We start from the raw sequence: 13,654 nt of genomic DNA, 5'->3' as shown, positions 1-13,654 counted from the left end.
AAAACTATATTGATTGTATGCAATCTTGAACAATTTTTCAATGAAAATGTTCTTATTTAGTTTATCCTTTTTCTTCATAATCAAACAAAAGGGAAAAATAACGCTACATACAAAAAATAAGTAACATTTTTTAATATAGCATTTATGGAGAAAAAGGTAAAACAATACTTCTTATTTAACTGTCGTAATTCGCTAAAGAGTCGACATGTTCATCAATAAAAAAGAACTTGTGAAAATCACAAGTTCTCCTCCATGCATATTAAGCACTCTGATTGCCTTCCATTTGCGTTTTATACATATCGTAATAACGCCCCCGCTTTTTCATGAGTTCATCATGAGAGCCTTTTTCTAAAATGGTTCCTCTATCGAGCACAATAATTTGATCTGCGCTTTTAATCGTTGAAAGGCGGTGAGCGATAATAAATGTCGTTCTTCCTTTTTTTACAACTTCTAGTGCTTGTTGAATCATCGCCTCTGTTTCTGTATCAATACTAGACGTTGCTTCATCTAAAATTAAGATAGCTGGATCAAAAGCAAGCGCCCTAGCAAATGAAATAAGCTGACGTTCTCCAGTGGAAAGCGTACTTCCCTTTTCTGTAATTTCTTCATTTATATTATTCGCAAATCTTTCAGCACCAACATCATGCAATGCTTTTATGATACGCTCTTTTGAAATTTTTTCATTTTCTAAGCTTACATTGGAAGCGACCGTCCCGCTAAAAAGAAACGGGTCTTGCAGTACGATTCCCATATGTTCACGGGTTGCTTGTTTCGGCATCTCTTTTACATCGTGACCATCAATCGTAAGCTTTCCTTTTTCAAACTCATAAAATTGAAAGAGTACATTCATGATAGAACTTTTTCCTGATCCAGTATGACCGACAAGTGCCACTGTCTCGCCTTGTTTCGCTTCAAAAGAAATATTTTTTAACACTTCATCTTTTCCATTATAAGAAAATGATACATTATCAAATTTTACATTTCCTTTTAAACGAGGCATACGTTCTTCTTCTACCGGTTCCCCTTTTTCCTCTAACAATTCAAAGACACGTTCTGATGCAACGCGCGCTTGCTCTAAGTTTGCAAGCTGGTTCACCATATTCGTAATTGGCGAGAATAATCGTGTTAAATAATCGACGAACGCATACAGTACCCCAAGTGAAATAATACCTGTAGCACTTAATGACGCACCGCCGAAATACCAAATTACTCCTGTGAAAGCGATATTTCTTAATACGGCTACTAAGTTATGCGAAGTTGCTGCATTTAAATTTAAAATTTTATTTTGATACTTAAAATAATCGCCATTTAATTCTTCAAATTCTTTTTTCGTTTCACGCTCTTGACGGAACGCTTGAATAATTGGCATCCCTTGAATGGATTCATTCACTGTTCCGTTAATATCAGATAAGCGAGAGCGCATTTTATGATTGTATACAGACGCATATTTTCTATAAAGAATCGCCCAAACAATTAAAATTGGGATAATTAATAAACATAATGAAGCGAGCTTCACATCTAATAAAAATAACGCAGCGAATATCCCAATAATATAGATGATACTAGAAACGAATGTTGCCAGCACCGTTACATATAAATCACGAATGGCCTCTGTATCATTCGTCACACGCGAAACAATTTTCCCCGCCGGTAAATGATCAAAGTACCGAATTGGCAACGTTTGAATATGAGAAAAAACATCTTCCCTCATAATTTGAATAATTTTGTTCGCTGCCTTCTGCAAGAAGAACTGCTTTCCGTATGCAAATAATGACACGACTACTAATAAAGCGAAATAGCCACCACCAAGTAATAATAGACGGTTTATTTCTGGTTTATAAAATGCAAACACTTCTTCTTTCGTTAATGCTTTCGCTTTATACACTTGCACCGCCTTACCATTTTGAACGGTAATCATATCCCCTTTTACAGTCCGTGACCCTTCCGCATTTACTTTATTCGGTACAAAATAATATTGAAAACCGACTTGCATTACGCGTACTTCTTTTCCTTTTTTCTCGCCTTGTTCAAAGCGATCACTTCGCTTATAAAAAGCCCCATTATACGAAACAGCATCTTCACTCTGTTCTGTTTCATACCAAGGTTTCTCTATCCCGACGATATGATCGTCAATCATCGTTTTAGCGACGAAAGGACCAGCAAGCTCTGCGATGACGAAAATAAATAACATTAACATCGCAGCAAAAATCGTCCCCTTCACTTTCATCGCGTATTGAAACAACCGTTTTGAAACGCTCATATTTTCACCCCACTATCCGCACTTTCACTTTCACCTTGTTGTCTTTCAAACTGCTCAGCATACCAGCCTCCCTTTTGGATAAGCTGATCATGCGTACCTTCTTCTATAACTGCGCCTTCATCCATAACGAGAATCCAATCCGCATGTTGCACTGCAGATAAACGATGCGTCGTAATAATCGTCGTCTTTCCGCTTCTTTCCGTTCTTATATTTTCAATGATCGCTGCTTCCGTACGAGCATCTACAGCTGATAAAGAATCATCCAAAATTAAAATTTCTGGATTTTGAATAACAGCTCGTGCAATCGAGATCCTTTGTTTTTGCCCTCCTGATAAAGAAACACCTTTCTCTCCAACGAGCGTTTCTAACCCTTCTGGTAAAAACTCTAAATCCTTTTTAAACGCAGCAATTTCAATTGCTTTCTCTAGTTCTTCTTCAGTCGCTTCCCTATTTCCGAATAAAATATTTTCTCGCGCTGTTTTTGAGAACAAAATATGCTCCTGCGGTACATAACCAATCCAGCCGAGTACATTTTCATTCGTCATTTTATCTAAAGTCACATCAGAAACTGCAATATCTCCATCTCCAAGCGGATATTGGCGAAGAAGCTGACGTACAAGCGTCGTTTTCCCGCTTCCTGTTTTTCCGACAACCCCTAGCGTTTCTCCTTGCTTTAATGTGAAAGAAACCTTTTTTAAATTTTCTTCAGTTGATGAAGGATATGAGAAAGACACATCATCAAACTGAATATAATCCGGCTCTTGCACAAGCTTTGGATGTTTCGGATTCTTTACATCTGGCTCATACGCTAACGTTTCATTCACACGGTCAAGCGAAGCATTTCCTCTTTGCATAACATTAATTAATTCCCCAATTGCAAACATCGGCCAAATCATCATCCCTAAATACACGTTAAAAGAAACGAGTTCACCAAGCGTCACCTTTGACTGGAACACAAGGTATGCACCGTACACTAAGCCGATTAAATAACTAAGACCGACAAGCATTTTCACAGTTGGTTGGAATAATGCATCAATCTTTGCTACCTTCATATTTTTTTCGTAGACGTCATCTCCTAAATGATGAAATCTTTCCTCGTCTGCATTCTCTTGTACGTATGCACGAATAACGCGCACACCAGCGATTGATTCAAGCACTTTATCGTTCATATCACCAAACGCATCTTGTGCAACTGTAAATCTTTCATGCAATTTCTTTCCATATATATTCATCGCATACGCCATAATTGGAAGCGGAATAAGCGCTGCAAATGTAAGCTCCCAACTAATTGTAAACCCCATCATAAAGACAATCGTAAGCATATATAAACTAGAATCCACAAGCGTTAATATACCAAAACCAGCTGTCATAGCGATTGCTTTCAAATCATTTGTCGCTCTCGCCATTAAATCACCAGTACGATTTTTTTGATAAAAAGTCGGCGTCATCTTAAGTAAATGCCCCATAAATTTAGAGCGCATCGTTTTCTCAAGTACGAATGCACCGCCAAACAATTGATGTTGCCATACGAAAGTAAGGCCATATCCAACGATCGTAACCCCTATTAAAATAAGAATAGACTGTATAATAGCTTCGTTCGATAACGTTCCTGTTTTTATGTTATCTATCGTAACCCCTAACACTTTCGGGGGAATCACTTCAACTATATTCACAATTAAAAGAGCTCCAATGGCAATACTATATCTCTTCCAGTGCTCCCTAAAAAACCATTTTAGCTTTAGTAATACTGATAACAATGTAACCTCTCCCTTCTCGTTCTCGTTTACCTCTCATTTCTTTATCCACTATCCAGACCTATCACATTTACATTTCGTAACCCATACAATCTCATCACATTTTTCCACCTTCCAAAGTTTTTTATCGGAACTAAACAAGGGAAAATAAACAAAAAAAAGCATACCGCCGCTTGACGATATGCACAGGAATGCATAAAAAGCGTACGTTACGATATACGCAACGTACGCTTCTTATAAGACAAAGATGCCCTATATATCCGTACGGGTTGCGTAATGATATGAATGTTTTCTGCCATTTAACAGAGCTAAGCCCATTACATTTACGATTACAATCATTACGCACACCCCTTTCATTTATTTTCCATTTATAATCTTACAACTTTATTGAGTATTCTGTCAATTATTTTTTCACACTTTAAATAAAAATATATGATACACCATTTTGAAATAAGGGAATGTTCTGTAAGAAAGGGCATACAAAATAAAAAAAGAATAAGAAATCGTTTTCACAAACATTTCATTTGAAAAATGTTATCAAACCCCCTACAATCACCTTATACTCACTCTTACAAGTTGCTATTTTAGGAGGACTAATCATGACAACTAGCAATACGTACAAATTTTATTTAAACGGAGAATGGAGAGAAAGCTCTTCAGGAGAAACAATCGAAATTCCATCTCCATACTTACACGAAGTAATTGGACAAGTACAAGCAATTACTCGCGGAGAAGTAGATGAAGCAATTGCATCTGCAAAAGAAGCTCAAAAATCATGGGCTGAAGCTTCCCTACAAGATCGCGCAAAATACTTATATAAATGGGCTGATGAGCTCGTAAATATGCAGGATGAAATTGCCGATATCATTATGAAAGAAGTCGGTAAAGGATATAAAGATGCGAAGAAAGAAGTTGTTCGTACAGCTGACTTCATTCGTTACACGATCGAAGAAGCTTTACATATGCACGGAGAAAGCATGATGGGCGATAGCTTCCCGGGCGGTACAAAATCTAAGCTTGCGATTATCCAACGCGCACCACTTGGTGTTGTATTAGCAATCGCACCATTTAACTACCCAGTAAACTTATCTGCTGCAAAACTTGCACCAGCATTAATTATGGGTAACGCTGTTATTTTCAAACCAGCAACTCAAGGTGCAATTAGTGGTATTAAAATGGTTGAAGCACTTCATAAAGCTGGCCTTCCAAAAGGTCTTGTAAACGTAGCTACAGGACGCGGTTCTGTAATTGGTGACTACTTAGTAGAACACGAAGGCATCAATATGGTATCGTTCACAGGTGGTACAAACACAGGTAAACATTTAGCGAAAAAAGCTTCAATGATTCCACTTGTATTAGAACTTGGTGGTAAAGATCCTGGTATCGTTCGTGAAGATGCTGACTTACAAGATGCTGCAAACCATATCGTAAGCGGTGCATTCTCTTACTCTGGTCAACGTTGTACAGCTATTAAACGTGTACTTGTACACGAAAACGTAGCGGACGAGCTTGTTAGCTTATTAAAAGCGCAAGTAGCTGAACTATCAGTTGGATCTCCAGAACAAGATAGCACAATCGTTCCATTAATCGACGACAAGTCTGCTGACTTCGTTCAAAGTTTAGTTGACGACGCTGTAGAAAAAGGTGCTACAATCGTTATCGGTAACAAACGTGAGCGTAACTTAATTTACCCAACATTAATCGATCACGTAACAGAAGAGATGAAAGTTGCTTGGGAAGAGCCATTCGGCCCAATCCTTCCAATCATCCGTATTTCTTCAGATGAACAAGCAATTGAAATTGCTAACAAATCAGAGTTCGGTCTGCAAGCAAGTGTCTTCACTAAAGACATTAACAAAGCATTTGCAATTGCTAACAAAATCGAAACTGGTTCTGTTCAAATTAACGGACGCACAGAGCGCGGCCCTGACCACTTCCCATTCATCGGTGTAAAAGGTTCAGGTATGGGCGCACAAGGTATTCGTAAGAGCCTTGAGTCTATGACACGTGAAAAAGTAACTGTATTAAACTTAGTTTAATCTTATAAAAAGAAGCTGATCTATAAATAGATCAGCTTCTTTTCTATATAAATACTTCCAAAAATGGAGTATTTCATTCTACTTCCGATTTGGTTTTCCAAATCGAACTAAAACATGCCATAATAATTTTAATTCCTGAAGCACTTCTTCATAAGTTCCACGATCACTCCAAGATAATGGATTGCGTTTCAAATCCACTACAGCAGAGCCAATTATATTTGCATCGATACAATGATTCCGTGCAATGCGTCTTGCTAAAGATGGCATTTTTGAACCTCTAAAATCCATCGGAACTTCGTCTACCGCAAGTACAAAACCGATGTGCCAATACAAATCAATAGCATACTTCAGGCAAATTTCTTCTAAAACTCTTCCTACATCCGTACCCTTAAATGAAGGATCTGCAACAAGCGCTTCCACGTCTTCTTTTAGAGAAATCTCTCCATGAATCTGCGCTTCAATATAATGATTAAGATTACGGGCTGGCTCTTTGCTTACTACATCTATAAACGGCCTTTTCAGATTAGCCAGTAAATGATTAATTAATATTGTTGGAGTCAAATTTCCTTCACCAATTGCAAAATCTCTTACGAATGTCTCTTCCAAAAGAGCAGCTAAAATCATATCAAACTCCTCGTAAGTCCCCTTTTCTTTCGGATCTTGATGCGAATCTAAATATGTATATGTAGAACGCGAAGAAACTTTTGGAGATAAGAGAAAATAACAGGAACCAAAACGCGGAGCCGGCCCATCTGGATGTAACATTAAATTTAGCGCTCCGTATTTTGGACGTTGATCATTCGTTACGCCTTCTAATTGATATGCCCCTCCAAATATTCTCTTTTCCCAAAGGTCACGTTCACCACCAGGATAAGCAGATACGCTTCCATTAGATAGCAATGTTTCAAACTGACTTTTATATACTCCTTGCTCAAATAGTGCTTCAGCAACACTTTTCTTACTCGAATCTAGTCTGTCTGGATGAAAGTGTAAAGCAATCCTTGCGTGAGATTTTAAATTAGCGACAGCCTCTTCAAATATTTCATCTGTAATATTAGACATTTTAAGTATATGATTAATCGTTGCTTTAGCCTCATGTTTTTCGTTCACTGCATATTTTGAAATATACTCCAAAGCAAATAATTGAGATCTTGATAATTCCATAATCAAACCTCTCCTTTAATTAAAATGACCTTAATCATTTCAATTAAAAGCTTATTCTTTCCTTCTTATGAAACGAACCTAATTTATTTAAAAACGTAATTTACTAAATCTTAATTATGCATACACGCATTTTTCATAGGCAAATGTACACATTCTACAGAAATTTGATATCCTAGCCATCGCTCAGCAATATGTTCAAATGATAAAACAGATCCCGTTGTAAAAAAACGATGCTTCGGATTCAGATTGTCAGACAAAATTCCTTTGTGCTGTAAAATGGTACTTAACTCTATCGCTGTTTCTTCTGCAGAACTAATAATCGTTACATCTTCTCCTAGTTCCTTTTTTATATAGGACTCTAAAAGTGGATAATGCGTACATCCAAGAATTAACGTATCTATATCTTCTTTCGTTAATGGAAGTAAAGCTTGTTTCACTTGTTGCGTGACATATGCTATATCTTCTAATCGATTTTCTACAACTGTAGCTAAAGTCGGACACGCATGACTATGCACTTCCAAATATGTATCCAGCTCGTGTAATGCTTTTTCATACATATTAGATTTTATCGTACCTACAGTTCCAATTACCCCGATTTCCCCTTTCTTTGTCACTTTAATTGCCGCTCTTGCTCCTGGATGTATAACGCCAATAACTGGAATGGAAAGTTCTTCCTGCAGCGCATTCAATGCAGCAGCTGCAGCAGTATTACATGCTACGACTAGCGCTTTTAATGGAAACTGTTTGAGGAACTCAACCATTTCAAATACGAAAGATTGCACCTCCTCTACACTTCTTGGCCCATACGGGCAACGCTTATTATCACCAATATAATAAATGCTTTCTTTAGGCAATTGTCTTATAATTTCGCTCGCAACTGTTAATCCCCCAACTCCCGAATCTAGCACACCTATTACTGAATGTTTATGACATACAGACATTTACTTCATCCCCTTTTCAATCATCTAGCGCTAATAACATGTATTATATTACGAAAATTCAAATATCACATAACAATCCCTCTTACTTTTAATCACAAACTCTTCTCTATAATCTGATTATTAATATATCCATTGACGTATAAAAATACATTTGTTACTCTTAAAGACGTTAATTTAATATTTAAATCCTCATTCGTATCTCGGTGAGGTAGAGGTTGCAATCATTAAGAGTATCATTTCAGGAGATGTAGTGGCATTGATGAAGGAATGAGAAAGGAATGGTTGCCGAAGTAAGTCGTGTCCACCATGCACGCTTGCTGGGTCTGCATTTAATAAGTGCAGAACTGTCACAAACGTTTCGTTTGTGGAGAGCTATCGAGAGGTATGTCGTGGGTTTCTTATAAGATAGAAAGCATGTAGCGGCAAATTACGTGCTTTTTTTGTTTTGTTTGGGACTTCTCTTCCTGACTCAGGAAGACATACATATCTCCTCGCTTGACTTGGTTATACTAACTTTGGAGGTATTTTCTATGCAACAAAAAAAATGGGGCTTTTGGGTACTAACAGCTTTCGTTGTCGGTAACATGGTTGGCGCTGGTATTTTCATGGTGCCAAGTACGTTGGCACAAACGGCAAGCCCACTCGGTGTCACTTTAGCTTGGTTAACTACAGGGTTTGGTGTTTTAATGCTAGCTCTTGTTTTCGGTAATTTAGCAATTCGTCGTCCTGATTTAACGACAGGGCCACAAAGTCATGCATATGCTTTATTCTCAACACCAAAAAAGAAAAAAATGGCTGGCTTCAGTATGGTATGGGGATATTGGGTTGCAAACTGGGCAAGTAACGTTGCCATCATTACATCATTTGCGGGATATTTATCACTCTTCTTCCCAATTATGAAAGATACGCGACTACTATTTTCAATCGGCTCGTTTAACGTAGAAGTCGGAAAACTAATTACATTTACGATTTGTTCCATCTTACTTTGGGGAACTCATATTATATTAACAAACGGTGTAAGCGGAGCTGGAAAACTAAACTTCTTAGCAACAACAACGAAAGTAACTGGATTCCTTTTATTCATCGTCGTTACTTTATTTGCATTCGAAGCTTCTAAATTTGGACAATGGTACACACCGATGATCGATAAATCAGGTGTATCACACGGCCTTCTTTCACAAGTAAATTTAGCTGCTCTTACAACGCTTTGGGCATTTATCGGAATTGAATCAGCCGTTCTTTTATCAAACCGTGCTGTTTCTCCAAAAACGGTAAAACGCGCAACAGTTGCGGGATTACTTATTACAGTTGCGATTTACTTAGGAATTACAATTTTAACAATGGGTGTACTTCACGTTGATACATTACAAGCTTCTGAACGTCCGTTAGCAGATGCATTAAATGCTGCAATGGGTCACGGTGGCGGGAAACTGATGGCATTACTTGCTCTTACTTCCCTGTTCGGTTCGATTTTAGGCTGGATTTTATTAAGCTCAGAAGTACCATATCAAGCAGCAAAAGAAGGTTTCTTCCCTTCCTTCTTCGCAAAAACAAACAAAAAAGGAAGTCCAATTTATTCATTACGATTAACAAACATTATGTCGCAAGTGTTCTTATTCTCAACATTATCAGGAACAATTGCGGAAGCTTATACATTCGTTATTACCGTATCGACACTGGCCTACCTCATTCCATATCTCGTTTCACCAATCTTCCAGTTAAAACTAGTCGCAACTGGTGAAACATATAAAAATGAAATGCGGGCAAGAATTACAGATGGCATAGTCGCAGTTATCGCACTTTGCTACGCACTATGGGTTATTAAAACCGGCGCATCCGATATAAAAACGTTCCTTCTCGGAATTGGTTTATTCGTAATCGGATTTGCTTTCTATCCATTAATGAATCGTGATCAGAAAAAAAATAACGAAAAGAAAAACGGGCAAGTTGCATAACGCAATTTGCTCGTTTTTTCTTTTGTAAAACATATATAATAGAACAAAGAGGTGAAAAACATGTCAATCGAATCGCTATGGAGCAGTCGCTTCCAACAACATATTCAAAATATCATTACATACTTTGCACGTATGATTAACGGTTTACTATATAGCTTTATCTTTATTTCATGCGTTGGTGCATATTATTATGCTCAGTTTCTAAAAGCATCTCCTTCTAAAGGAATATCTTTAATAATTATAACGATTGTACTTACATTCATTATAACGAGATGCCCTATCCGTACATTTATTCAGAAACCTGATGCTGTCTATTTACTAGCACTAGAAGAGAAATTAACATCTTATTTCAAAAAATCTCTTCTATACAATTACATCATTCAGCTTTTCCCATTGTTATTTACGTTCCTTATTCTCGTTCCACTTGCTATGCAATCATTGCAATTAAATGTACCTTTTTTATGTACAATCTTTATCGTGTTAATGATTACGAAAGCCTGGAACATGTACATACATTGGATGTGGCGTGATAGTCACGAAAAAAATATATGGCTAATCATTCGTATTACTTGTAACGCCCTAATCATTTACATGCTGTTTTATTCCGCAAATGTTCTCATATTGGGCGGACTACTCTTACTACTTGCTTTCCTACTTCTATATACGAAAAAACAGCCTACAAAACGAATACCGTGGGATTACATAATCGAGCAAGAAGAAAAAATGAACGTTCGTTTTTATCAATTTGCTAGCATTTTCACAGATGTTCCGCAACTGAATAAACAAGTAAATAAAAGAAAATGGCTTACAAATTGGATTGAACCTTTATTACATAAAAAACGAGCAACTTTCTTCTATTTACATACATTAGCATTTTTACGTGGAAATGATTATTTCGGTATATATATTCGCTTAGGATTGATCGGTGCTTTCGCCTTATATTTCATACCAAATATATACGTAAAAGGCTCTATCACTTACATCGTTCTATATATGATCTCTATGCAGCTCCGTTCACTATGGAAATATTTTTCGGGAAATATTATTGTAGCATTATATCCAATCCATACTGAAGAAAGGATGAAGCAATTTCTTCACTTAATCTTTATATTGCTAAGTATTCAACTCATTGTATTTTCGAGTGTTATACTCATTGCTACAGGTCAATTTTTACATATCCTTATCATTATGATTGTCGGGTTACTCTGGATCAAATTTATTATTGTACCAAAAACGAAGCAAAGAATTTCCGCATTTTAACGAAAAGAATTATCTTAAAAGCCAAGGAGAAAATAAATTTTCTCCTTGGCCTTTTTATTTTTTAATGTTAAACCTATCGTTCATACTTAATTAAAAACTTTAGGTATGTTACTCCTGTTTTTCTTAAGCATAGAGTGCTATACAAACTCCCTTTCTTCCCCTTGATGTTTTAGGGTTTAATTATGATTTTTACATACAAAAATCATAATACATGTTTACGTCCTAATAAAAAGGGTATCTATTAATTAACAGCGTAAAGGAGGGGCCTATATTGTGAATAAAAAAATGGAGCAATTGGAACACCACGTTACGGATAATCAACGCAAACATGCTTTAACAACAAACCAAGGAGTAAAAATAGCCGAGGATGAATTCTCTTTAAAGATGGGCTTAAGAGGCCCAACCTTAATGGAGGATTTCCACTTTCGAGAGAAAATGACCCACTTTGATCATGAACGAATTCCTGAAAGAATTGTTCATGCCCGCGGAGTTGGAGCACATGGTCATTTTCAGCTTTATGAATCTTTAGAGGCATATACGAAAGCAGATTTTCTTACTAACCCTTCAAAAAAGACACCTGTATTTGTACGGTTCTCGACCGTTCAAGGCTCTAAAGGATCCAATGACACAGTAAGAGATGTGCGCGGATTTGCCACAAAATTTTATACAGATGAAGGTAACTATGATTTAGTAGGTAATAATATGCCAGTATTCTTTATCCAAGATGCTATTAAATTTCCTGATTTTGTCCATGCAGTTAAACCAGAACCACATAATGATATTCCTCAGGGAGCTAGCGCTCATGATACATTTTGGGATTTTGTTGCGCACAATCCCGAGTCTACTCATATGGTTATGTGGCAGATGAGCGACCGGGCTATTCCGCGTAGTTTACGAATGATGGAAGGTTTTGGGGTTCATACATTTCGACTTATTAATAAAGAAGGAAAAGCCCACTTCGTAAAATTCCACTGGAAACCTACCCTCGGGGTTCATTCATTAGTATGGGATGAAGCTCAAAGAATTGCTGGGAAAAACCCTGATTTCCATCATCAAGATTTATATGAAGCAATTGAAAAAGGGGATTATCCAGAATGGGAGCTTGGATTACAGCTAATTCCAGAAGAAGATGAGCATGCATTTGATTTTGATATTTTAGATCCAACGAAATTATGGCCGGAAGAAGAAGTTCCTGTAAAACTAGTTGGTAAAATGACATTGAACAAAAATGTTGATAACTTCTTTGCCGAAACAGAGCAGGTAGCTTTCCACCCTGGTCATGTCGTACCAGGTATTGATTTTTCAAATGATCCTCTCCTGCAAGGAAGATTGTTCTCCTATACAGATACACAATTATCTCGTTTAGGAGGCCCTAATTTTCACCAAATTCCTATTAACCAGCCCGTATGTCCTTTTCATAATAATCAACGTGATGGTATGCATCAAATGCAGATTCATCGCGGTCAAACAAGCTATCATCCTAATGGTTTAAATAACAATCAACCAGCAACCGTCCAAGCCGAACAAGGAGGATATGAACATTATCAAGAAAAGATTGATGGGCATAAAATTAGAGGGCGCAGTAAAAGCTTTCTTAACTTTTATTCTCAGGCTAAACTTTTCTACAATAGTATGAGCCCTATTGAAAAGCAGCACATAAAAGAAGCTTTTTGCTTTGAAGTTGGGAAGTGTAAATCAGACATGGTGAAGGCAAATGTAATTGCTCTCCTAAACCACGTCGATCGTCAATTAGCACAAGAAGTCGCTAACATTATTGGAACTCCTTTACCTAAGGAAAATCACGAAGTAAATTCAGATGCAAAATCACCTGCACTAAGTATGTCTAACACTATTTTTAAAGCTGACTCCAAAAATGTTGCAATTCTATTAAATGGTGACCCAAGCGTCTCCCTTCTGTCCGAATGGATTCAAGCTTTTGTACAACAACGAATGAACTATAGCATCATAGATAATAAAATTCATCAATTTAATGATTCCATTAAAGTAACGGATACTTATACAACAGCAGACTCTGCACTTTTTGATGCAGTATTAGTGTTTAGTAGCGAATCTGTCATTCAACCCCCTGTTTTAGAATTTGCAGAAACTACTTTTAAACACTTTAAACCGATAGCCTATGTCCTTAGCGATCCTCATGCTTTAGACAATAGTAAAATCAAATTAGATGGAGCAGGAATTTACAACTTAACAAACACTTCAATTGAGTCATTTATAGAAGGCATTGCCCAAGGACGATTCTGGAACCGATAATATAATATAA

The 13,654-nt window shown here is 37.0% G+C and carries 8 protein-coding genes and 1 riboswitch; of the genes, 4 read left to right on the top strand and 4 right to left on the bottom strand.

Annotated features, from left to right (window positions below; genetic code table 11):
- Positions 1–259: 259 nt before the first annotated feature.
- Both C3Y97_RS04515 and C3Y97_RS04510 read right to left on the bottom strand, forming a co-directional pair.
- Positions 260–2,260, bottom strand: coding sequence for an ABC transporter ATP-binding protein (locus C3Y97_RS04515; protein ID WP_000116641.1), 2,001 nt, complete (start codon positions 2,258–2,260; stop codon positions 260–262).
- Entirely contained in the window at positions 2,257–4,017 is a 1,761-nt protein-coding gene (locus C3Y97_RS04510) for an ABC transporter ATP-binding protein (RefSeq protein ID WP_000953783.1), read from the bottom strand. Before C3Y97_RS04510 ends, C3Y97_RS04515 begins: the two co-directional genes overlap by 4 nt.
- Before the next feature lie 596 nt (positions 4,018–4,613).
- Here C3Y97_RS04510 and gapN point away from each other — a divergent pair.
- Positions 4,614–6,053: an NADP-dependent glyceraldehyde-3-phosphate dehydrogenase gene (gene gapN / locus C3Y97_RS04495; RefSeq protein WP_059304110.1), complete on the top strand. Its 1,440-nt coding sequence runs from the start codon at positions 4,614–4,616 to the stop codon at positions 6,051–6,053.
- A gap of 78 nt (positions 6,054–6,131) precedes the next feature.
- Here the strand turns inward: gapN and C3Y97_RS04490 are convergent, their stop codons facing one another.
- Positions 6,132–7,217, bottom strand: a complete 1,086-nt coding sequence (locus C3Y97_RS04490; protein WP_136363065.1) for a DUF3626 domain-containing protein — start codon at positions 7,215–7,217, stop codon at positions 6,132–6,134.
- A gap of 110 nt (positions 7,218–7,327) precedes the next feature.
- Positions 7,328–8,158 carry a glutamate racemase gene (gene racE / locus C3Y97_RS04485; RefSeq protein ID WP_136363064.1) on the bottom strand — a complete coding sequence of 277 codons (831 nt, stop codon included), beginning with the start codon at positions 8,156–8,158 and terminating at the stop codon, positions 7,328–7,330.
- Between the two features lie 201 nt (positions 8,159–8,359).
- Positions 8,360–8,541, top strand: a riboswitch (Lysine riboswitch).
- A gap of 147 nt (positions 8,542–8,688) precedes the next feature.
- Here racE and C3Y97_RS04480 point away from each other — a divergent pair.
- The 3 genes from C3Y97_RS04480 (at position 8,689) to C3Y97_RS04470 (ending at position 13,644) form a co-directional block, all read left to right on the top strand.
- Positions 8,689–10,113: an amino acid permease gene (locus tag C3Y97_RS04480; RefSeq protein ID WP_135277486.1), complete on the top strand. Its 1,425-nt coding sequence runs from the start codon at positions 8,689–8,691 to the stop codon at positions 10,111–10,113.
- 60 nt (positions 10,114–10,173) lie between these two features.
- Positions 10,174–11,373: an ABC transporter permease gene (locus C3Y97_RS04475; protein WP_136363062.1), complete on the top strand. Its 1,200-nt coding sequence runs from the start codon at positions 10,174–10,176 to the stop codon at positions 11,371–11,373.
- Positions 11,374–11,646: 273 nt separating this feature from the next.
- The gene (locus tag C3Y97_RS04470) at positions 11,647–13,644 is read left to right on the top strand and encodes a catalase (protein ID WP_136363060.1); all 1,998 of its coding nucleotides are present in this window, start codon (positions 11,647–11,649) and stop codon (positions 13,642–13,644) included.
- Positions 13,645–13,654: the final 10 nt, after the last annotated feature.

This window comes from Bacillus sp. DU-106, assembly GCF_004799705.1.
Lineage (GTDB): Bacteria > Bacillota > Bacilli > Bacillales > Bacillaceae_G > Bacillus_A > Bacillus_A cereus.
Note: the sequence above shows the minus strand (reverse complement) of the source record. Positions and strands in the feature narration are given on the sequence as shown.